22 protein-coding genes, 1 tRNA gene and 2 pseudogenes are annotated in these 20,477 nt (G+C 46.7%); 15 read left to right on the top strand and 10 right to left on the bottom strand.

Annotated elements, in window-relative coordinates:
• Window positions 1-26 precede the first annotated feature (26 nt).
• Together DQN52_RS08945 and DQN52_RS08940 are read right to left on the bottom strand one after the other, a co-directional pair.
• Entirely contained in the window at window positions 27-1,202 is a 1,176-nt protein-coding gene (locus tag DQN52_RS08945) for a hypothetical protein (protein WP_003786384.1), read from the bottom strand.
• A complete protein-coding gene (locus tag DQN52_RS08940) occupies window positions 1,199-2,176 on the bottom strand; it encodes an ABC transporter ATP-binding protein (protein WP_003786386.1) in 978 nt (325 codons plus the stop codon). The genes DQN52_RS08945 and DQN52_RS08940 overlap by 4 nt, the downstream gene beginning before the upstream one ends.
• Window positions 2,177-2,366: 190 nt before the next feature.
• Here DQN52_RS08940 and pnuC point away from each other — a divergent pair, with 190 nt between their 5' ends.
• The 5 genes from pnuC (at window position 2,367) to DQN52_RS08915 (ending at window position 6,589) form a co-directional block, all read left to right on the top strand.
• Window positions 2,367-2,996, top strand: a complete 630-nt coding sequence (pnuC, locus tag DQN52_RS08935; RefSeq protein ID WP_003786388.1) for a nicotinamide riboside transporter PnuC — start codon at window positions 2,367-2,369, stop codon at window positions 2,994-2,996.
• Between the two features lie 159 nt (window positions 2,997-3,155).
• Window positions 3,156-4,424, top strand: coding sequence for an ATP-dependent Clp protease ATP-binding subunit ClpX (clpX, locus tag DQN52_RS08930; RefSeq protein ID WP_003786391.1), 1,269 nt, complete (start codon window positions 3,156-3,158; stop codon window positions 4,422-4,424).
• A gap of 100 nt (window positions 4,425-4,524) precedes the next feature.
• Window positions 4,525-5,271: an oxygen-insensitive NADPH nitroreductase gene (gene nfsA, locus DQN52_RS08925; RefSeq protein ID WP_003786393.1), complete on the top strand. Its 747-nt coding sequence runs from the start codon at window positions 4,525-4,527 to the stop codon at window positions 5,269-5,271.
• Window positions 5,272-5,705: 434 nt separating this feature from the next.
• On the top strand, window positions 5,706-6,221 hold the full coding sequence (locus DQN52_RS08920) for a hypothetical protein (protein ID WP_032827366.1): 516 nt from the start codon (window positions 5,706-5,708) through the stop codon (window positions 6,219-6,221).
• Window positions 6,222-6,292: 71 nt separating this feature from the next.
• Window positions 6,293-6,589: a hypothetical protein gene (locus tag DQN52_RS08915; protein WP_003786397.1), complete on the top strand. Its 297-nt coding sequence runs from the start codon at window positions 6,293-6,295 to the stop codon at window positions 6,587-6,589.
• A gap of 64 nt (window positions 6,590-6,653) precedes the next feature.
• Here DQN52_RS08915 and DQN52_RS11600 read toward each other — a convergent pair whose 3' ends face one another.
• The 3 genes and pseudogenes from DQN52_RS11600 to DQN52_RS08900 all read right to left on the bottom strand — a co-directional run bounded on the left by DQN52_RS11600 (window position 6,654) and on the right by DQN52_RS08900 (window position 7,934).
• Window positions 6,654-6,935: a YkgJ family cysteine cluster protein gene (locus DQN52_RS11600; protein WP_072141384.1), complete on the bottom strand. Its 282-nt coding sequence runs from the start codon at window positions 6,933-6,935 to the stop codon at window positions 6,654-6,656.
• On the bottom strand, window positions 6,935-7,270 hold the full coding sequence (locus DQN52_RS08905) for a hypothetical protein (RefSeq protein WP_071461634.1): 336 nt from the start codon (window positions 7,268-7,270) through the stop codon (window positions 6,935-6,937). Before DQN52_RS08905 ends, DQN52_RS11600 begins: the two co-directional genes overlap by 1 nt.
• Window positions 7,230-7,934 (bottom strand): annotated as a pseudogene (locus DQN52_RS08900) (IS1 family transposase). The gene DQN52_RS08905 and the pseudogene DQN52_RS08900 overlap by 41 nt, the downstream one beginning before the upstream one ends.
• A gap of 105 nt (window positions 7,935-8,039) precedes the next feature.
• Here DQN52_RS08900 and DQN52_RS08895 point away from each other — a divergent pair.
• Window positions 8,040-8,249 carry a hypothetical protein gene (locus tag DQN52_RS08895; protein ID WP_032827693.1) on the top strand — a complete coding sequence of 70 codons (210 nt, stop codon included), beginning with the start codon at window positions 8,040-8,042 and terminating at the stop codon, window positions 8,247-8,249.
• A 180-nt stretch (window positions 8,250-8,429) separates the two neighbouring features.
• On the opposite strand, the gene DQN52_RS08890 is transcribed toward DQN52_RS08895, so the two are convergent.
• Window positions 8,430-8,514: transfer RNA gene (locus DQN52_RS08890), tRNA-Leu, on the bottom strand.
• 209 nt (window positions 8,515-8,723) lie between these two features.
• Between DQN52_RS08890 and DQN52_RS11400 the strand changes: the two genes are divergently transcribed.
• From DQN52_RS11400 to ppx, 7 genes and pseudogenes are all read left to right on the top strand, one after another.
• Entirely contained in the window at window positions 8,724-8,852 is a 129-nt protein-coding gene (locus DQN52_RS11400; RefSeq protein WP_003786407.1) for a hypothetical protein, read from the top strand.
• Window positions 8,853-8,867: 15 nt separating this feature from the next.
• Window positions 8,868-9,053: pseudogene (locus DQN52_RS08885) on the top strand (tannase/feruloyl esterase family alpha/beta hydrolase); the annotation flags it as partial.
• 84 nt (window positions 9,054-9,137) lie between these two features.
• Complete coding sequence (locus DQN52_RS08880) at window positions 9,138-9,539, top strand: DUF350 domain-containing protein (protein ID WP_003786412.1); 402 nt, start codon at window positions 9,138-9,140, stop codon at window positions 9,537-9,539.
• Between the two features lie 141 nt (window positions 9,540-9,680).
• On the top strand, window positions 9,681-10,697 hold the full coding sequence (locus DQN52_RS08870; protein ID WP_032134096.1) for an SPFH domain-containing protein: 1,017 nt from the start codon (window positions 9,681-9,683) through the stop codon (window positions 10,695-10,697).
• 132 nt (window positions 10,698-10,829) lie between these two features.
• On the top strand, window positions 10,830-12,098 hold the full coding sequence (ftsW, locus tag DQN52_RS08865; RefSeq protein ID WP_003786414.1) for a putative lipid II flippase FtsW: 1,269 nt from the start codon (window positions 10,830-10,832) through the stop codon (window positions 12,096-12,098).
• On the top strand, window positions 12,079-13,164 hold the full coding sequence (gene murG / locus DQN52_RS08860) for an undecaprenyldiphospho-muramoylpentapeptide beta-N-acetylglucosaminyltransferase (protein ID WP_003786416.1): 1,086 nt from the start codon (window positions 12,079-12,081) through the stop codon (window positions 13,162-13,164). Before ftsW ends, murG begins: the two co-directional genes overlap by 20 nt.
• 63 nt (window positions 13,165-13,227) lie before the next feature.
• A complete protein-coding gene (ppx, locus tag DQN52_RS08855; RefSeq protein ID WP_003786418.1) occupies window positions 13,228-14,718 on the top strand; it encodes an exopolyphosphatase in 1,491 nt (496 codons plus the stop codon).
• Between the two features lie 55 nt (window positions 14,719-14,773).
• Here the strand turns inward: ppx and DQN52_RS08850 are convergent, their stop codons facing one another.
• A complete protein-coding gene (locus tag DQN52_RS08850; RefSeq protein WP_003786420.1) occupies window positions 14,774-16,663 on the bottom strand; it encodes a monovalent cation:proton antiporter-2 (CPA2) family protein in 1,890 nt (629 codons plus the stop codon).
• A 182-nt stretch (window positions 16,664-16,845) separates the two neighbouring features.
• Entirely contained in the window at window positions 16,846-16,977 is a 132-nt protein-coding gene (locus DQN52_RS08845) for a DUF3149 domain-containing protein (protein ID WP_072141383.1), read from the bottom strand.
• A 211-nt stretch (window positions 16,978-17,188) separates the two neighbouring features.
• Between DQN52_RS08845 and pdxJ the strand changes: the two genes are divergently transcribed.
• A complete protein-coding gene (gene pdxJ, locus DQN52_RS08840) occupies window positions 17,189-17,917 on the top strand; it encodes a pyridoxine 5'-phosphate synthase (RefSeq protein ID WP_003786425.1) in 729 nt (242 codons plus the stop codon).
• Complete coding sequence (gene acpS, locus DQN52_RS08835) at window positions 17,914-18,291, top strand: holo-ACP synthase (RefSeq protein ID WP_003786427.1); 378 nt, start codon at window positions 17,914-17,916, stop codon at window positions 18,289-18,291. Before pdxJ ends, acpS begins: the two co-directional genes overlap by 4 nt.
• Before the next feature lie 84 nt (window positions 18,292-18,375).
• Here acpS and DQN52_RS08830 read toward each other — a convergent pair whose 3' ends face one another.
• Both DQN52_RS08830 and rpsA read right to left on the bottom strand, forming a co-directional pair.
• Window positions 18,376-18,681, bottom strand: coding sequence for an integration host factor subunit beta (locus DQN52_RS08830; protein WP_003786429.1), 306 nt, complete (start codon window positions 18,679-18,681; stop codon window positions 18,376-18,378).
• Between the two features lie 16 nt (window positions 18,682-18,697).
• A complete protein-coding gene (rpsA, locus tag DQN52_RS08825; protein WP_080561228.1) occupies window positions 18,698-20,443 on the bottom strand; it encodes a 30S ribosomal protein S1 in 1,746 nt (581 codons plus the stop codon).
• Window positions 20,444-20,477: the final 34 nt, after the last annotated feature.

Genomic DNA, 20,477 nt, shown 5'->3' with positions numbered 1-20,477 from the left:
AGATGATAAAAGTGCAGGCTGCTTTTTTAAGTCGCAAACGCCCACAGCATATTCGCCAACAAATACCACACCATTGCTGCTGTAATGCTGTTGTAACGGCTACGCAAACTGGTTGCCAGCAGCACCAATGCAGCAAACAAAATAATGTGCAGCGCAAACACCAGCGCAACTTGTAAATCAAGCCCAAAAGCGAACAGCAAACCAATCGGCAATAAAAATACCCACGCTGGCAAAGTGTAGCAAGCAGCCTGCACGCGCCCTTCAAGCAAATATTCAAAACCTTGTTGCAGCGATTCCACGCTTTGTTTTTGACACGCGATAGACAAAATAGACGCAACAGCATAACACCACGCAATAGTGATTGCCGCTGCCGTGCCACTAATCAACATCACCCAAATCAAAACCAATGGCGATGCCAGCGATAAGCCCAAAAACACATGGCGAACAAGACGTAAATGCAGGCGTTGCGCCATTGCTGCCCACGCGCCCACGCTGGCAAACGCGGTAATCAATAACGTGGAAAACCATGTTTTGACCCAAGTAGGGATTGAAGCAATACCATCGTTAAAATACAAAAAAGCAATGTCTGCCCATGTATGTACTTTGCGGACTCCGTTGAGCGCGTCTGCAAAATAACCCATAAACACCGAACACACGCTAAACAGCAAAATAAGCTGCACCGCTGCACCCGACCATTGGCTATTGCCGCGACCTGCCGACAGCGCGTTAATCAACACCACGCACGCAAACGCCCACGCCGTCATCGGCAACCAAATAATCATAGAAAAACCTTCAATAGAAACAAAGTTTTCTTTTGCTACGGCTAAATAAGCCAGCGTGATGAGCCAGCCAATCGCAAAGGCAATCCACGACATAATCGGCGCAACCAAAATCCGCGAATATGCCATTTGCCATGGCGACAATGCCGACATTCGCAACTGGTCAAACGTGTTGGACGCGATGTCTTGTTTTAGACTGCGTTCTATCAACACATAAGCCGAAATCGCGGCAAAACCCATGCCACCCGAGCCAATCATTATCCAGTTTCTTTGCCAATATTCATCGCCATAGTCCGCCGACAGCAAAAACAGCGCGTACATTAGCACAATACCCGCCAGCAGCCCCCAACCAAAGTTGAGCCACAACAGGCGTTGAAATTCTGCGTTTACATAAATTTTGGGGACTTGAATTACTTTTTTCATGCTTCACCTTTCTTGGCGGTGTTTAAACTGTTTTGATAGCTTTGCAACATCGTGGTTTTGACGCGCTGCGCCTCGCTCAATGGCAAAGCAGCCTGCACAATATCGCGCAACAGGGCAACGCGCACATCATCGCCATTGGGCAGTGTTACCAACAAACTTTGCGCGTTGTTTTCCTGCACCAAAGCAGCCTGCACATTGGGCAAGGCTTGCACGATTGGCAAATAATCTCGCGCATTGCCAACAAAGTGCAGCGTAATGGTTTGTTGCGTTTGGGCGATGGGATCAGCAGCGTTCAAGGCTTGGTGCGCTTGGATTCTGCCCGATTTAATCACCAGCATATGCGTACAATATTCGTCCAGCTCCGACAAAATGTGGCTGGATACCAAAATCGTCATGCCCTCAGCTTTGAGTCGCAACAACAGTAACGATAATTCGTGTCGTGCTTCGGGGTCTAAACCGCTGGCAGGTTCGTCCAACAGCAAAAATTTGGGACGATGCACAATCACTTGCCCAATGCCAACGCGCTGTTTTTGTCCACGCGATAACGCGCCGATTTTGTGATAGAGCTTGTCTTGCAAGCCCAATAGTTCTACCGTTTCGCCAATGGTTTGCGCCAATTTGTTGTCGGGCAAACCGCGTGATTTGGCGGCATAAGTCAGGCATTGAATCACGCTTAAATCGGGCGGTAAACCAAAAAAGTCGGGCAAATAACCCAGTTGCGCGAAGCTGGCGCGTGGGTCGTCCAAAATCGGTTTGCCGTTTAAAAAGACTTCGCCATCGCTGGGGACTTCCAAGCCAGCCATGCAGCGCATTAGCGTGGATTTGCCTGCGCCGTTTGGTCCGATTAAACCTGTGATGCTACCTTCGTCTAACTGCACGTTGATGTCGTGCAACACGATGCGGTCGTCATAAGAAAAATACAGCGATTGAATGTTGAGCATATTGAATAAGCCTGTGGAAAATGGGTAACGCATTAAAACACAATGCAGGCTGCTTTGGAAGACACGATTAACGTTGTCGCACAGTAAAATTACAAGGTAGAATAGCTTACAAAATAACCACTCATAGGAGAAAATCATGAACTATTCAAATGATGTAAAAGCCTTGTGGAACGACTTATGCAGCGGCTAGAAACCGTTTGAGCTATTTTGGCTGGCGGCGTTTTTGGCAGCGCAAGGTTGGGCATATTGGCAGCAACCCGATTCGTGGCTTGTTATGATTTCGGGCATATCGGGCATTATTTGTGTGGTTTTGGTCAGCAAAGGCAAAATGGTTAATTATTTGTTTGGCTTAATTTTTGCCTATACCTATTTTTATGTGGCGTGGAAAGCCAATTTTTTGGGCGAAATGAATACCGTGTTGTATGTGTATTTGCTATCGCAATTTATTGGCTATTTTGTCTGGAAAGAGCATTTGCAAAAAGACGGCACAGGCGAAGCGGTTCGCGCCAAGAAATTAAGCGCAAAGGGCTGGATTGCGTTGGTGGTGTCGCTGGTGGTTAGCACTTTGCTGTTTGTGCAAGCACTCAACGCAGCAGGCGGCAGCTCCACAGGCTTGGACGGCATGACAACGGTGATTACCGTTGCCGCGCAACTACTGATGATTTTGCGCTATCGTGAACAATGGATTTTGTGGATTGGCTTGGTAGATAGTAAATTTGCAGCAGAACAGAGCAATCAACTAACTCATTTATTGGTGTGCAAAACAAAAGAATCGCACCAACAAAAGCCATTTATCGGCAATGATTACGCCAATCATGCGGGTAGGGGGCAAGGAATTATTAACCAAATTTGAACAGTATTTGAATACGAAGTGTTCTGGATAGCCCTATAAAAAAGCAGCCTGCACATTTAATCCATGTGCAGGCTGCTTTATATAATGGCTACATTCGCATCTCAATAAACCGTTTTGCGTTATAATCACGCGAATTTTAATCAACCAAAAGTAAAGAATATGAACAAAAAAGAACACGCTTGCTCGTTTTGTGGCAAAGCCGAACACGAAGTCAAAATGTTAATTGAAGGCGAAGATTCGTTTATTTGCAACGAATGCGTAGCAGCCTGTAACACGATGTTGCAAGACGAATCCAAAGCGAAAACGACATCAACAGGCAAAACCAAAGCCGAACAAGACAACACGCCCTTACCCACGCCAGCGCAACTGGTCGCGCAATTAAACGAACACGTTATCGGGCAAGAACAAGCGAAAAAATCGCTGGCGGTGGCGGTGTATAACCACTACAAACGCCTGCGCCAACCCGATACGGCAGACAAAGTGGAATTGTCCAAATCCAATGTGTTGATGATTGGGCCGACTGGCTCGGGCAAAACTTATATGGTGCAATCGTTGGCGCGACATTTGAATGTGCCGTTTGCGATGGCAGATGCAACCACGCTGACCGAAGCGGGCTATGTGGGCGAAGACGTGGAAAGCATTGTGACCAAACTGCTGGGCAACTGCGATTTTGACGTGGAAAAAGCGCAAAAAGGCATTATTTATATTGATGAAATTGACAAAATTTCGCGCAAAAGCGACAGCCCGTCTATTACGCGTGATGTGTCGGGCGAAGGCGTGCAACAAGCCTTGCTTAAACTGATTGAAGGCACGGTTGCCAATGTGCCGCCACAAGGTGGTCGCCGCAATCCCAATCAACAATTTATCGCGGTGGACACCAGCAATATTTTGTTTATTTGCGGTGGCGCGTTTGCAGGTTTGGACAAAGTGATTCGTCAGCGCACCGAAAAAGGTGGCATTGGCTTTGGCGCGAATGTGCATAGCAAAGACGAAGACAGCCGCATTAGCGAACTGTTTGAACAGGTTGAACCCGAAGATTTAATCCGTTTTGGCTTAATCCCTGAATTGATTGGTCGCTTGCCTGTGCTGACTTCGTTGGCAGAATTGGACGAAGTGGCGTTGGTTCGCATTTTAACCGAGCCGAAAAACGCGCTAGTCAAACAGTATCAAGCCTTGTTCGCCATGGAAAACAAAGCATTGCAAATTGATGATGATGCGTTGCGAGTGGTCGCGCAGTTGGCAATGAAACGCAAAACAGGGGCGCGTGGTTTGCGCTCTATTATGGAACGCGCTTTGCTGGAAACGATGTATTTGTTGCCGACTTTGGACGATGTTGCTACCGTGGTCGTAAACAAAAATGTGATTGAAAACCAAGTGTTACCGAAGTTTTTACGCGCAGATGGCAGCGAAGTTGTGCCGTCTATTTAAAACCAAAAGCAGCCTGCATTTTTAATGTTGCCGTAGTCGTAGGTTGGCATGACCCAACAAAAATAATGCAGGCTGCTTTTCCCACACAAAGGATTACCCTATGTTAAACAGCAAACCCACTCTGGAAACCGCATTCGCGCACCGCTCTATCCGCAAATTCAGCGATGAGCCGATTTCTGCCGAAATGTTTGACGCGATTATTCACGCAGGGCAAATGGCTTCCACGTCTAGCTTTATGCAGGCGGTGAGCATTGTGCGCGTTACTGACCGTGCCATTCGCGCCCAAATCCGCGAAGTGTGCGCCAATGCCTATCAAGGCAAACTCGGTCATCATTATGTTGAAAACTGCGCCGAATTTCTGGTGTTTTGCGTGGACACCGCGCGCCACACCCAACTTGTGCCAGACGCGCAAATTGAGTGGACAGAAGTCTTGCTAACAGGCGCGGTGGACGTGGGCATTTTCTCGCAAAATGTGTTGTTGGCAGCCGAATCATTGGGTTTGGGCGGCGTGTTCATCGGCAGTTTGCGTAACGACATGACCACGATTAGCAAATTGTTGGACTTGCCACACGGCGTCATGCCCATGGTTGGTATGTGCTTGGGACACCCAGCGCAAGAGCCTGTACAGCGTCCGCGCTTGCCTGCAACGGTAGTGGTGAGCGAAAACCGTTATCGCCCAGCCAGCGCAGACGAATTGGCACAATACGATGAAGTGGTACATCAATATTACTTGACGCGCAGCAATATGGATTTGACGTGGTCGCAACAAATTGCCGCCAATTTGCGTGGCGAAGTGCGCCCGAATGCGTTGGCGTATTTGCAATCACAGGGCTTTGCAAAGAAGTAAATCAGTAAATAAAACAAATTGCAGGCTGCTTTTTCACGTTAAAAAGCAGCCTGCACTTTTTATAGTGGATTCAATTTAGATTAGGACAAGGCGACAACGACCGCCGTGTACATCTAGTACATAAGGGAGTTGGCAACGCGGTACTAATCTAAATTTAATTCACTATATGTTGAACAATGCTTGACAAACCCATTATCGCAGTCCTAAAATTCGCTACATCTTTTAACAGAAAGTTTACATCATGCAAAACGCTTTATTCACACGTTCATATTATTGGTACCCCACTTCGGTGCGGTACAGCTTTGTTGCACGTGGATAACCACTTTTGCTATCAAAACAACCGCCCCGATTTTTGTGGCGGTTTTTTTATTGCCGTTTTATCGCATGACCGAATTTCCGCCACAGCATTTATTTATGTTTACAAAGGAATCATCATGCAAGCCATCTCTCTTATTGACCCAATTACACCTGCAATCAAATCCCTGCGCCAATGCTGTTTGCTTACCGACGGCAACGCGCATCGCACCGATTTATTGGCGCAACACAATCTGGATTTTGCCCACAACGATAAAATCAGCGAAGCCATGCTGCCCGAAATCCGCACCGTTGCCATGCTGATTGCTGCCAGTCGCCACGATTTTAGCCAAGCCAGCCCAGCTCAATTTACTGATGAAGCCGATTGGTTTGCCGCTCGAATCATTGTGCTAAACGTGCGCCATTTTCATTTGAATGTACGACTCGCGCCCATGCTGCACCTTGCTAACCAACGCGCCGAACAATTTGCTGCACACTATGATTTGCCGTTTATGCCAGCTCAAATTCGCCCCAGTTTGCATCAAAAACGCCCAAACGGCATCTTGTTGATGGATTGCGCTATAACTGGCACAGCGCACGAAAATTTGTTGGAAAACAGCCGCGCTTTGCGTGCTTTGTTGTTCAAAATCGTGTAAAGATTGCGGTTTTGCCAGAAAATTGCAGTAAGATGCACTTATACCAATTATTCCACAGAAAGGAATCACAAATGAAAAACACCACATCTCGTTTATTAGCAGCCTGCACTTTGGCAATGCTTGCACCATTTGCGATGGCAAAAGAGCCACAAATCAGCAGCAACACTTCTGGCATTAGCGATGCAGGCTTTTTGACCAATATTACCAACGCATCAGTCGGTATGGGCGCAGCCGAACCGCTGAGCATTAGCAGCACGCAAAACGGTGGCAAACTGGTGGTTGTGGTAACAGGCAGCAACGGCACAAGCTGTAAAATCCCGACTAGTAATGGCAATCCGCCGCAAATGCAAGGGATTAACTGCAAATAATAGGAAAAGCAGCCTGCACTTTGGATTGAATACAAAGTGCAGGCTGTTTTTTTGTTTACATCATTCAATCTACATCACATTCAGATTGAAATCGCTGACATACTTCTAGATTGATACGCACAAATTCTTGCCAAGAATAGTGCTGCGTTAAGTGTTGCAGATAATACTCTTCCACCCAACAAACCAAAGGACGCTGTTCATAAATCGTACATAAATTTGTCTGCTCATCAAAATAGCGACAAACACCATCGCCACGATTTAGCCATGATGTTTGTCCGCTTAAATGCACTTTTTTTTTACAGCACAATCCGCAAGCAGTACAGGGAAAAGGTTCTAACTTACTCATTAAAAGCTAATGACTTTTGTGTCATTGTCTTTCATAGCGTGTATAATTTTATTCACATTTTGCAATGGAGAATCTTTGGAAATATTGATAATGCCATCAATCGCAGCATTGATAACGTCCATATTGCCCGAATCCATGCCTTTGTCTAACGCATCAAATAAACCATCAATCATTTCTCTGCGTTCTTTGAATGTTTCTTCCAAATATGTTTTCAGAATTTCTTTTTGGTTACTTAATTCGGTTAGGCGGACATCTTTCCATGCTTGGTGGCGTCCTGAAAAGTGTGCTGTAAAACTAAACAATGCTAAAATGAATATCAAAGAAAGCCAAATCAAAAACTTTCTTGTGATAAAACATACTTTTAGAAAAGCAACACGTTTTTCTAAACGCTCGCCTTACTTTGTGCCGTAAACGACAGTTATTACCCTCAATGCCAACTGTGTGTTGCTTACCAACTAGATGTCATTCTTCATTTGAAAAGACATTTAAAAATGCAGCCCAGTCATCGGTCGCAATTCTGTCATAGGTTACACGCAACTCTTTCAAACGCCGTTTGAGTGCTCGCGCTGTTGCTAAATCGCGCTTACCCCAAACGTAAGCGACAATTTCGCCACTTTCTCTGTGATAGGCATAGACTAGCCACACTTTATTAGACTTGTTACCGACAAATGTCCAAAACTCGTCTATTTCAAGTGTAGAGTAATGTTTTTGTTTAGGAAATGGCTCAAACTCATGGCGTTTTAAGGCAGCCTGAACTTTGTCTTTGCTGTAACCCGTAATTGCTGCAATATCGCGAATACCACAACCTCTAACGGTCATTCTCCAAACCTGTTCATCAGCTTTGGAATGACAACCCTTATAGGTAAGGTTATGGTCGCCAATAAAATTACGGCAGCAATCTTTACAAAAATACTTTTGTTTACGATTGCCAGAGTAGCCATTTTTCTTTATATTTTGTCCTTGGCAGCGAGGACAAGTTAGAGTTATTTCTGTTTTCACACACTCAAATATACTCTGTTTTCGCTGCTTTTTTATTGCTTATTTTTTTACAGCACACTTTTCAGGACACCACCATCTACTTATGACAATGCGACTAGCAAGGTTTTGACATCGGAAAAAGGCGTAGGTGCGCTGGACGATTTGGGCGGTGCGGTTGATGCGTTTACGCAATTTGCGTTTTTGTTTACCGAGCGTCCACACACGGCAAAAGTAGATGCGCTGGAATTGGAAATTTTGTCGCTTCCTGCGGCTGGTTTTGGCGATTCTGATGTGTTGTTTGTGCGCCGTTTTGAAATGGACGGTATGCAGGTGTAACGCATTGTCAGGATAATCGTGATAGTTGAGTTAGGGAGATTATGCCGACAACTGAAAAGCAGCCTGTAACTGTTGCATTTTTTTGCAATGGTTGCAGGCTGCTTTTTTGTATTATTAAATCAACTTTTGTCCCAAACTTGCCCCAAAAATTTGTAAGTTATTGATTTATAATATGGTATATGGTGCGGACAGAGAGACTCGAACTCTCACGCCTTGCGGCGCTGGAACCTAAATCCAGTGCGTCTACCAATTTCGCCACGTCCGCGTAAAGAAACGCGAATTATACTGGTTTTACAAAATAAGACAAGTCCATTTTTTATGATGTATATTCCGCCTTGACTCACTTTTAATACATCGCTGCAACAGGCAAACATTTATCAAACCGCCATCACACGCGCTCAATGGGTAAACGAAGGCAAATTACCTGCCGATGACCAAGCCGCATTAACGGGCTCGTCTGCCAGTGGCAAAGATGTGGTTTATGGCGCACATTGCGTAGTAGAAGGCGAAATCAACCGCCGCACAGGTGCAGACGGCAAACCGTATGCGATTGGCTTTCAAATGCGCTTGCCTGCCAACTGGAACGGCAAATTCTTATTTTAAGGCGGTGGCGGCCCAGCTTTGGACGATTTTGACCCACTCACCGCGTTGGAAAACTGGCACGAACGCGGACAAGCTTCCGAATCCATGTTGGCAAAAGGCAAAGCGTTTGCAGGCAAAAGCCAGCCTTTGTGCGCGTATCCCAAAATCGCGACCTATGTTTGTGGTGATGAAAACGATGCCAATAGCTTTGTTTGCAAATAATTCAATTAAATAGGTTTGATTTAAAAGCAGCCTGCACTATAATTTGCAGGCTGCTTTTGTTTATCAATCATTTTGGAATTGCTTATGTCGTTTACATTCAGTCAATATTTTTTGTATCTGCAATACCTATTTGCCGCCTTGCTGATGACGGGCATTTTCGGCGCGCTCTACACGCGCATCACGCCGCCACGCGAATTGGAGCTGATTAAAAGCGGCAATCTTGCCTGCGCCTTGTCGTTTGGCGGTGCGCTGATTGGTTTTTGCGCCGCGCTGGTGTCGGCAATGACTCACAGCGTTGGGCTGGTTAATTTCGTCGTTTGGGGCGTATTGGCAGGCGTGGTGCAAATTGGGCTATTTTTTGTTAGCACGCGCATTATTCCCGATGCAATTTCGGAGCTGGAACACAATAATGTTGCCGTTGGCACGTTTTTGTGTGCGATTTCTATCGCGATTGGTTTGTTGAATGCAGCCTGCTTGGTAGATTAATATCCACTCATAAAATCAACCTAACTGCGTTGCCAACACCCTTATGTATCATACATACACGGCGGGCGTTGTCGCCTTGTTAGCTTGATTTTCTGAATGGATATACAAAGCAGCCTGCACTTTTTTCACGAAAGGATTTTTATGTTTGACTTTATTCGCAAGCAGTTTATTGATGTGATTCAATGGCAATCGCCCGATGAAAACACGCTGGTTTGGCGTTTTCCCATTGCCGACCAAGAAATCCAAAACGGCGCAAGTTTGACCGTGCGCGAAAGCCAAGCGGCGATGTTTGTGGACGAAGGCATCACGGCAGACGTGTTTGGCGCAGGACGTTACACGCTCAAAACGCAAACGCTGCCGATTTTGACCAACCTAAAAAACTGGGACAAATTCTTTGAATCGCCATTCAAATCCGATGTGTATTTTTTCAACACGCGCCAACAAATCGGCAAGCGTTGGGGTACGGCGCAACCTGTAACCGTGCGCGATACCGATTTTGGAGTGGTGCAGTTGCGTTCGTTTGGCATGTATTCGTATCGCATTGTCGACCCAGCTTTATTCTTTAAAGAAGTGTCGGGCGTGGTGGAAAGCTATTCGGGCGAGCAACTGGAATCGCAACTCAAAAACATCGCCATGACGCAAATGGCAACCGCGTTTGCTACATCGGGCGTACCGTTTTTGGATATGGCGGCAAACCAAGTATTGTTGTCGCAAAAAATGACCGAATTGCTGCAACCCGAATTCGCCAAATTGGGCTTGGCTTTGGAAAGCTTCACGGTGGAAAGCATTACGCTGCCCGAAGCCATTCAAAAAGCGTTGGACAGCCGCATGAGCATGGGCATTGTGGGCGATTTGGGCAAATACACGCAATTTCAAACCGCGCAGGCGATTCCGTTGGCAGCGCAAAACGAAGGTGGATTGGCTGGCATTGGCGCAGGTTTGGGCGTGGGCGCAGGCATTGGTCAGGCGATGGCAGGCGCAATGGCTGGCATGATGCAGCCTGCACAAGCCACACAACCTGTGCAGGCTGCTTCGGCATCTGGCGATGACCCACAAACCAAGTTGAGCAAACTCAAAACATTGCTGGATAACGGTTTGATTTCGCAACAAGATTATGATTCGGCAAAAGCGGAAGTGTTGAAACAACTGATTGGTTAAATCACGCAACATAAAGTGCAGGTTGCTTTGAAATGGAAAAAGCAGCCTGCACTTTTTACGCAATAAGCAAATACCAAATACCGCAATCGCTGCTACAATACGCACTCAAATTATTTTTTCGTCATTCAACACATGAAATCGCTTTTTTCTCTTCCTGCTTGGCTGCACAATCTGCCCAATCAAACCGAAACCAAATTATTTGACCGTAATCTCCTGCGCCATGGTTACAGCTACGACAAAACTTTGGTTTGGGTGTTGCTGTGCCTATTGTGTTTTGGCTTGGTAATGGTGTATTCCGCATCGGCAGCGCAGGCTGGTTTGCACGACTTTGACCGCCGTGCTTATTTTTTATTCAAACAAACACAATTTGCGGCGGCTGGCTTGGCGTTGTCGTATTTGTTGATGCGCGTTCCCATGTGGCGATGGCAGCGTTGGTCAAAATACCTGATTTATGCCACAGCGATTTGCTTGATTGCCGTATTAGCGATTGGCGAAACTGTAAATGGCGCAAAACGCTGGTTGCCGACCCCTTTGGGCATCAAATTCCAGCCCAGCGAATTGTTTAAATTGGCGACTATTATGTATATGGCAGGCTTTTTTAAGCGCAAAGTGGATATTTTGCATGACTTCAAGCGCGTTATGGTGGTGGGAATTCCCATTGCCATCGGTTGCGCCTTGACCTATTTGACACGAGATTTAGGCTCGGTGGTAGTGGTATTTGGCATTTTTATTAGCCTACTATTTTTAGCCAATATGCCCAAAACATGGTTTTTGGGTTCGATTGTGATTGCGATTTTGGCTGCGCTGGCAGCGATTTTTGGTAACGAATACCGTTTACGCCGCGTGGAAGTGATGTGGCAACCGTGGAATGACCCCACAGGCACAGGTTATCAAGGTTTAGGCTCGCTGCTGTCTATGGAGCGTGGCGGTTTGTTTGGCGAAGGCTTGGGCAATGCGATTTTCAAACGCGGCTTTTTGCCCGAAGCACATACCGATTTCATTTTGGCGGTTATTGGCGAAGAGCTGGGCTTGTTGTTCGTAGCCGTGTTGATTGGCGTATATGTTTGGCTGATTTGGCGCGCCTTTTCCATTGGCAAACAAGCGCGAGATTTAGAATTGCACTTTAATTCGTTTATGGCAGTCGGCATTGGCGTGTGGGTTGCCGCGCAGGCGTTTATTAACGTGGGCGTGAACATTAGCTTTTTGCCCAACAAAGGCTTAACCTTGCCGCTGATTTCATACGGCGGTTCATCGCTCATCATCATGATGATTGCGTTTACCATACTGCTGCGCGTGGATTACGAAAACCGTCGCAAATTACGCGGATTTTGCGTAACCGACCCCAAAGAATTGCAAAAAACAGACACAAGCGAGACCAATCATGAACCCGAACAACCCTAAAACCTTTTTGCTGATGGCAGGTGGCACAGGCGGACACATTTTCCCTGCGCTTGCGGTGGCGCAATCTTTGCAAGCGCGTGGACATCGCGTGGTGTGGCTGGGCAGCGTCGGCAGCATGGAAGAACGCCTTGTGCCACAACACGGCATCACGCTGGAAACCATTGCCATGAAAGGCGTGCGCGGTAAAGGCTTGCTGCGTAAACTCGAGTTGCCGTTTATGTTGGCAAAATGCGTGCAGGCTGCTAAATCTATCATCAAAAAACATCAAATTGATGCCGTGATTGGTTTTGGTGGATTTGTTACCTTTCCTGGTGGTTTGGCGGCAAAATTATTGCGCTTGCCGATTTTTGTCCACGAACAAAACGCGGTGGCAGGCATGGCAAACAAACGCTTGGCGCAATGGGCAACGCGCGTAATGTCGGCATTTCCGAGTGCGTTTCCGCAATATCCAGATGGTTTGGTTGGCAACCCCGTTCGCGCCGAAATCGTTCAGTTGCCCACGCCCGAACAACGCTTTGCACAGCGCACAGGCGCGTTACGCATTTTTGTGATTGGTGGCAGCTTGGGCGCACAGGCGTTGAATCAAATCGTGCCTACCGCTTTGGCTTTGTTGCCAGAATCGCAACGTCCACACATCACGCATCAATCGGGGCGCGGCAATTTGGAACAAGTGCAGGCTGCTTATCAACAAGCCAACGTGTCTGCCGAATGCGTGGAATTTGTACATGATATGACGGCGGTTTATCGCGATGCCGATATGTTGATTTGTCGTGCAGGCGCACTGACGATTGCCGAATTAACCGCAGCAGGCGTAGGCGCGTTGCTCGTGCCGTTTCCGCAGGCGGTTGATGACCACCAAACTGCCAATGCGCGACACATGGTATCGGCAAACGCAGGTTTGTTGTTGTCACAACATCAGCTCAATGCCGAAAATTTGGCGAATATTTTGCAACAGCTCAACCGCGAACAATGTCTGCAATGGGCAACGCAAGCGCGAACATTGGCTTTGCCCAATAGTGCCGATGATGTAGCGGATTTGGTTTTGCGTGATTTGGGGGTGGCGTAAACGATAGCGATTAACAAAGCAGCCTGCACTATTTATTTTCCATTCCCAACAAGGATTTTTCACATGAATGCTCTTCCTATGCTCGCTTCGGTAGATTTAGGTTCAAACAGCTTTCGTTTGCAAATTTGCCAAAACAATCAAGGTCAGCCGCAAGTGATTGAAAACATCAAACACATGGTGCGCTTGGCTGGCGGTTTGGACAACAACAAAATGCTAGACGATGCCAGCCAGCAACGCGCTTTGGAATGTTTGGCGCAATTTGGTGAACGCCTGCGCGGTTTTTCGCCCGAAAATGTGCGCGTGGTCGCAACCAACACCTTTCGCGTGGCAAAAAATATCCGCAGCTTTTTGCCGCAAGCCGAACAAGCATTGGGCTTTCCGATTGAAGTGGTGGCAGGGCGCGAAGAAGCGCGGTTAATCTACACAGGCGTGATTCACACCTATCCGTCCAACGGGCAAAAATTATTGGTCATTGACATTGGCGGCGGTTCAACCGAGTTCATTTTGGGAAGCAGCCTGCAACCCACGCACACCGAAAGCCTGCCTTTGGGCTGCGTTACTTATTCCAAACGCTTTTTTGATAACAAAATCACGCAAAAAGACATGCAGGCTGCTATTAACGCTGCGCGTGGCGAAATCCAACGCATCAGCAAAATCTACAAACGACAAGGCTGGGACGTGGCTTTGGGGACTTCTGGTTCAGCCAAATCCATCGTCAACGTGATTATCGCGCAGGGCTTGGGGCAAGGCATCACGCTGGACGCAATGCGCCAACTTGCCAACCGCATCATTGAAGCAGGTTCGGTCAAAAAAGCCAAATTGGACGGTTTAAAACCCGAGCGTGTGGAAGTGTTTGCAGGCGGACTTGCCGTATTGCAGGCTGCTTTTGAAGAGCTAGACATCGCCGAAATGCAGTTTACCGAAGCCGCGCTGCGCGATGGCGTGTTCTATGACATGATTGGACGCAATTTGGAAGAAGATTTGCGTGACCAAACCACCGCCCAATTTCAACAACGCTACCACGTCAGCACTAACCAAGCCGAGCGCGTTGCCAAATTGGCTGGCTATTTCTTGTATAACTTGGCGCAAACGGCAACCGTGCAAGAACTGGGCTATTGGTCAGACTACGTTCGCTGGGCGGCATTGTTGCACGAAATTGGCATAGACATCGCCCACACGGCGTACCACAAACACACGGCATACATTTTGGCGCAGGCGGATATGCCAGGCTTTTCGCGCTCCGAGCAAACTTTGTTGTCCGAACTCACACTGGGGCATCGTGGCGATTTGAAAAAAATGGGCGATTTAGCCAACCATGAACCCATGTGGTGGCATTCCATTTTGGCGTTGCGACTTGCCGTGCTGTTCTGCCGCGCCCGCTTGCCGTTGGAATTGCCACTGCGCACGGTGTTGCAAGAAAAAAATGCAGGCGAATATGTGCTAAAAATTTCGCAAAATTGGTTGGATAGCAATCCGCTCACCTCGTCTGCCTTGCAAACGGAAAGCGAACAATGGCAGAAATTGGAACGTAGTTTTAGTGTGGAAACCATATAAAAAGTGCAGGCTGCCTTGAATTGAATTTCAAAGCAGCCTGCACTTTATTACTTGATTACGAAATACCCTGTTTCATTTGAGTGCGCTCGTTTTCGTGTTTTTCTTCCCAATCCACTTTTTCGCCACGCAATAAAGCCTGAATCATGTTCTTGGTTTCGCCATCAATACTGCGGACGACTTCAATCGTCTCATCTTGGGCAAAAATGGGGACATTGGGGTTAAACACTTCTGCCACTTGGTCAGACAGATAGCGGTCTCGTGCAGCATAGAATTTGACCAACTCTCGCGCCTGTTCTGGCGCAAGCCCTAGTTTTTCCAACGCAATGCGTCCGCCACGAATCGCAGAATCGACAATTTCGCGAATAATGTAATCTGCGCCTGCGTGATGCAATTCGTAAGCGTGAGCACGGTCGTAGGCACGTGCAATAATCCGCAAATTGGGGTAATGACGGCGCACATATTCAACAATTTCGGTGCTTTTGTGTCGGTCGCCCACAGTAACAATCAACAATTTGGCTTTTGCCAACCCCACCGAGCCGAGCAATTCTGGGCGCGTCGCATCGCCATAATAGGTTTTGATGCCAAATTTTGCCAAGCCTTCCACCATTTCTGCGTGGTTATCAATCACGGTGGTGCGAAAGCCACACGCCGTCAAAATGCTATTGACGTGCTGACCAAAGCGTCCGTGTCCCAGCAAAATAACAGGGTTTTCTTCGTGAATGTCGTCCGATTGGCGGGCTTCGTTTTCGGTTTCAATCGCTCTGGGGGCGAGTACTTTGTCATAAAAAATAAACAGTAACGGTGTCAAAACCATAGACAAAGCAATGACCAAGCCAATTCTATCGTGGACAGCGGCAGGCAAAACGGCGTGTTGTTTGGCAATAGACAGCAACACAAATCCAAATTCACCTGCTTGTGCCAAACTCAATGCGAACAATTTGGCCGCCAATGGAGGCAAGCGAAATACTTTGCCCAAAATCCACAAAATCAATGCTTTAACCAGCAACAAGCCCAATGTCATACCGATGATGGGGAAAAATTTGTGTTGCAGCAAACCAAAGTTCATGCCTGCACCAACGGTAATAAAAAATAAACCTAAAAACAAGCCTTTAAATGGTTCTAGATAACTTTCCATTTCGTGACGATAGCTGCTGTTTGCCAGCGCAACACCTGCAATGAACGCGCCCAATGCTGGCGACAAGCCAATCGATGACATGAGCGTGGCAATGCCAACCACCAGCGTTAAAGTAAATACGGTAAACATTTCGTGCACACGGTGTTTGCTGATAAATTTAAACGCAAACGGCACTAAATAACGCACGGCAACAATAATAATAGCAATGGAAGCGATGCTGACCAAAGCCACAATCCATGCAGGTTGATGCGCCAATAAGTTCGTGCCGTGACTTGCATCGCCAGTAGAACGAATGCCCGATGCTGCCAACAACGGCATCAACGCCAGCATGGGAATCGCGGCAACGTCTTGAAACAGCAATACAGCAAAACCAGCTTGTCCGCCCTGCGTGGGCAATAATTGTTTTTCGTTAAAAGTTTGCAGCACGATGGCGGTAGAAGACAAAGCCAAAATGCAGCCGACCGCCACGCCAATTTGCCACGAATAACCCAAAGCAATGGCAATTCCTGCAATAGCAGCAAGCGACAAGCCCACTTGTAAACCGCCCAAGCCCAATAATTTATGGCGCAACTGCCACAACATTTGCGGTGCGAGTTCCAAACCCACCAAAAACAGCATCATCACCACGCCAAATTCGGCAACATGTTGAATCGATTCGGTTTCTTTACCAACAAACCCCAACATTGGGCCAATCACGATGCCTGCCATTAAATAGCCTAAAACCGAGCCTAAACCCAATTTTTGCGATACCAAAACCGAAACAACTGCAAAAGCAAGATAAATAAAGGTGGAAAGTAATAGAAATGTCATATTGAACTCTGATGCGTGGTTTATGTGGATATGACATGAATTTTAATGTATTGTTACTGTTTTTTCTAGCAAAATTCTGTTTGTTTTCTATATGCAGGCTGCTTTTTGTAACAAAAAAAGGGGTGTAGATTATTCACCTACACCCAAACACACACACATCAAGAGGAAATTGAAAATTCGGTTTATTTTTTATCGTTATCGGCTTGCTTTTTCACCCAAAAAAACATAAAGACCGCAATCACGATAATAAAAGCAATCGTTGCCAAAGACATCATGCCCACTGGCGATTTGAATAATTGAGCAAACACATCCATGATTATTCTCCAAAAAAAATAATTAAACTGTTTACTACCCGCAGCCCCATACCTGACTGACTGTGCGCCATTATAAATATGCAGGCTGCTTGCGTATTGATACAAATCAATTCATACATGATTATTAAATCTATTAGTAAGCAGCCTGCACAAAAATAGGCTATTTCTCTATAATGCAGACTTCGACACACTATTCAATTAAAGGAAAACTATGTTTTTAGGTATCAACATTGACCACGTGGCAACCTTACGCAACGCGCGTGGTGTATCCTATCCCAGCCCACTCGAAGCCGCGCTCATTGCCGAAACGCATGGCGCGAATTTGATTACGCTGCACTTGCGCGAAGACCGCCGTCATATTAAAGATGCCGATGTGTTTGCGATTAAACAAGCCATTCGCACACGCCTGAACTTGGAAATGGCAATGACCGAAGAAATGCTTGCCAACGCGCTTGTTGTGCAACCCGAAGACGTGTGCATCGTGCCAGAAAAACGCGAAGAAGTAACCACAGAAGGCGGTTTGGACGTGATTGCACAGCAAGACAAAGTACGTTTTTATGTCGAAAAATTGCAGGCTGCTTCGATTCGCGTGTCGATTTTTATTGGCGCAGACAAAGCACAAATTCAAGCCGCGTATGACGCAGGTGCGCGTGTGATTGAATTGCACACAGGCGCGTATGCCGATGCCGAAACCCCAGCGCAGCGCGAACAAGAACGCCAACGCATTGCCGAAGCCGCCAAATTTGCCGCCAGCTTGGGCATGACCGTAAACGCAGGACACGGCTTGACCATTCACAACGTTGCGCCCATCGCCCAAATTCCCGAGATTGTGGAATTGAATATCGGGCACTCCATTATCGCACAAGCAGTATTTTTGGGCTTGCCAGCTGCCATCACCCAAATGAAAGACGCGATGTATCGCGCACGCGGTGGCTTATGATTTACGGCATCGGCACAGATATTTTGGCAGTCGAACGCATTAGCAGCCTGCATCAAAAATACGGCGATGCGCTGGCACGGCGCGTATTAAGCCCCAGCGAATACCAGCAAAGTGCAGGCTGCTCTGATATGGTTTGCTTGATTGCCAAACGCTTTGCCATCAAAGAAGCCTTTGCCAAAGCAGTAGGAACAGGCGTGCGCGAGCCTGTGAGCCTGCGACATATTTCGGTGGTGCATGATGAATCGGGTAAGCCAGAATTAGCGTTTGCACCCGAACTGCAAACTTGGCTTGGCGAGCGCAACATTCGCCGTGTTCACATTAGTTTAAGCGATGAGCGGGATTATATTTGCGCGTTTGCGATTGCCGAATGTTAAAAAGCAGCCTGCACTTTTTTGAACAACAAAAAACCGTATCTATTTTGCAATAGATACGGTTTTCTTATTTAGCAGATAAACGTATTACGCCGCAGATTCATCTACACGTTCGCGCAATTCCTTACCAGGCTTAAAGTGTGGCACATACTTTTGCGGTACTTCCACACGTTCGCCTGTTTTTGGATTACGACCAATGCGTGGCGGACGATGATTCAAATCAAAGCTACCAAAACCACGAATTTCAATACGCTGACCTTTTGCCAACGCACGAGTCATGGTATCCACCAAAACTTTTACGCTGTATTCAATGTCTTTGGACTGCAACTCGGAATCCGCGTTGCGTTCTGCAAACACCTCTGCCAAGTGAGCCATTAACTCTGATTTGGTCATAATATCAATACCTTAATTAGTTTTTTCCCAAAGACGCTTTCAACAAGTCGCCCAAGCTAGTTGTACCAGCATTTGCAGGTGCAGCAGATTGAGCCGCTTTCAACGCTTCGTCATTGGCTTTGGCATCTTTTGCCTTAACAGACAATTTGATGCTACGGTTTTTGCGGTCCACATTTACGATAACCGCTTCCACTTCATCGCCTTCTTTCAATTTAGTGGTTAAGTCTTCAACGCGCTCGCTGTCAAATTCAGAAGCAGGCAAGTAGCCTTCTACTTCGTCTGCCAATGCGATAACCGCACCTTTGGCTTCAACTGATTTAGCCGCGCCTTTAACCAAAGCACCTTTGTCGTTCATTGCCAAGAAGTTGTTGAATGGGTCGCCTTCCAACTGTTTGATGCCTAAAGAAATGCGTTCTTTTTCCACATCAATCGCCAATACAACGGCTTCCACTTCTTCGCCTTTTTTGTATTTGCGAACCGCTTCTTCGCCAGACTCTGTCCAAGACAAGTCAGACAAGTGAACCAAACCATCAATGTTGCCAGGCAAACCAATGAACACGCCAAAGTCAGTAATCGATTTTACTGCGCCTTTGATTTTGTCGCCTTTGCTGTAATTGGCTTCAAAATCTTTCCAAGGGTTAGATTGGCATTGTTTCATGCCCAAGCTGATGCGACGTTTGTCTTCATCAATGTCCAAAATCATCACTTCAACTTCGTCGCCCAGTTGAACAACTTTGCTTGGGTGAACGTTTTTGTTTGTCCAGTCCATTTCAGAAACGTGAACCAAACCTTCGATGCCTTGTTCGATTTCAACGAATGCACCGTATTCAGTCAAGTTAGACACTTTACCGAACAAGCGAGTGCTTTGTGGGTAGCGACGAGCCAAACCGTCCCATGGGTCTTCGCCCAACTGTTTCAAGCCCAAAGATACACGTTGTTTGTCTTGGTCGAATTTCAATACTTTGGCTTCAACTTCTTGACCCATTTCCAACACTTCGCTTGGGTGTTTAACACGACGCCATGCCAAGTCTGTGATGTGCAACAAGCCGTCAATACCGCCCAAATCAACAAACGCACCGTAGTCGGTCAAGTTTTTCACGATACCTTTAACGATGGTGCCTTCTTGCAAGTTTTCCATCAATGCTTTGCGCTCTTCGCCCAAAGTTGCTTCCAACACAGCGCGGCGAGATACCACAACATTGTTGCGTTTGCGGTCTAATTTAATCACTTTGAATTCGATTTCTTTGCCTTCAAAGTGTGATGTGTCTTTGATTGGACGAACGTCTAACAAAGAACCTGGCAAGAACGCGCGAATGCTGTTAATCATCACAGTCAAGCCGCCTTTTACTTTGCCATTAATTACGCCAGACAAGATTTCGCCGTCTTCCATTGCTTCTTCCAAAGCAATCCAGTCTGCTGCACGGCGCGCTTTTTCGCGAGATAATTTGGTTTCGCCAAAGCCGTTTTCTACTGATTCAATGGTTACAGTAACGAAGTCGCCTACTTTAACTTCCAATTCGCCTTGCGCGTTTTTGAATTCTGCAACGTCAATCAAAGACTCAGATTTCAAACCTGCGTTTACGATTACAAATTTATCAGTAATATCAACCACTTCGGCAGTAATCACTTCACCGTAAGTCATTTCTTGGGTTGCTGAATATTCTTCCAATAATTGGGCAAAATTTTCCATGTTGGATTTGCTTTCATTGCACTGCCAAGGCGTGCGAGTTGTGTTGTTGAAATGCCGAAGCCCTTGGCGCATCGGCAAAAATAAAACCGCGAACTATACGCCATTT

Source organism: Kingella kingae, from assembly GCF_900475905.1.
GTDB lineage: Bacteria > Pseudomonadota > Gammaproteobacteria > Burkholderiales > Neisseriaceae > Kingella > Kingella kingae.
The sequence above is the reverse complement of the archived record's forward strand: the minus strand, read 5'-3'. Positions and strand labels throughout refer to the sequence as shown.

Bases quoted from the DNA above. Each gene is read 5' to 3' on its own strand.
- acpS (WP_003786427.1), top strand. From the start codon at position 17,914: ATGATTTACGGCATCGGCACAGATATTTTGGCAGTCGAACGCATTAGC.
- DQN52_RS08830 (WP_003786429.1), bottom strand. From the start codon at position 18,681: ATGACCAAATCAGAGTTAATGGCTCACTTGGCAGAGGTGTTTGCAGAA.
- pdxJ (WP_003786425.1), top strand. From the start codon at position 17,189: ATGTTTTTAGGTATCAACATTGACCACGTGGCAACCTTACGCAACGCG.
- nfsA (WP_003786393.1), top strand. From the start codon at position 4,525: ATGTTAAACAGCAAACCCACTCTGGAAACCGCATTCGCGCACCGCTCT.
- DQN52_RS08920 (WP_032827366.1), top strand. From the start codon at position 5,706: ATGCAAGCCATCTCTCTTATTGACCCAATTACACCTGCAATCAAATCC.
- rpsA (WP_080561228.1), bottom strand. From the start codon at position 20,443: ATGCGCCAAGGGCTTCGGCATTTCAACAACACAACTCGCACGCCTTGG.
- ftsW (WP_003786414.1), top strand. From the start codon at position 10,830: ATGAAATCGCTTTTTTCTCTTCCTGCTTGGCTGCACAATCTGCCCAAT.
- DQN52_RS08915 (WP_003786397.1), top strand. From the start codon at position 6,293: ATGAAAAACACCACATCTCGTTTATTAGCAGCCTGCACTTTGGCAATG.
- DQN52_RS08870 (WP_032134096.1), top strand. From the start codon at position 9,681: ATGTTTGACTTTATTCGCAAGCAGTTTATTGATGTGATTCAATGGCAA.
- murG (WP_003786416.1), top strand. From the start codon at position 12,079: ATGAACCCGAACAACCCTAAAACCTTTTTGCTGATGGCAGGTGGCACA.
- DQN52_RS08845 (WP_072141383.1), bottom strand. From the start codon at position 16,977: ATGGATGTGTTTGCTCAATTATTCAAATCGCCAGTGGGCATGATGTCT.
- DQN52_RS08940 (WP_003786386.1), bottom strand. From the start codon at position 2,176: ATGCGTTACCCATTTTCCACAGGCTTATTCAATATGCTCAACATTCAA.
- DQN52_RS08880 (WP_003786412.1), top strand. From the start codon at position 9,138: ATGTCGTTTACATTCAGTCAATATTTTTTGTATCTGCAATACCTATTT.
- ppx (WP_003786418.1), top strand. From the start codon at position 13,228: ATGAATGCTCTTCCTATGCTCGCTTCGGTAGATTTAGGTTCAAACAGC.
- clpX (WP_003786391.1), top strand. From the start codon at position 3,156: ATGAACAAAAAAGAACACGCTTGCTCGTTTTGTGGCAAAGCCGAACAC.
- DQN52_RS08850 (WP_003786420.1), bottom strand. From the start codon at position 16,663: ATGACATTTCTATTACTTTCCACCTTTATTTATCTTGCTTTTGCAGTT.
- DQN52_RS11600 (WP_072141384.1), bottom strand. From the start codon at position 6,935: ATGAGTAAGTTAGAACCTTTTCCCTGTACTGCTTGCGGATTGTGCTGT.
- DQN52_RS08945 (WP_003786384.1), bottom strand. From the start codon at position 1,202: ATGAAAAAAGTAATTCAAGTCCCCAAAATTTATGTAAACGCAGAATTT.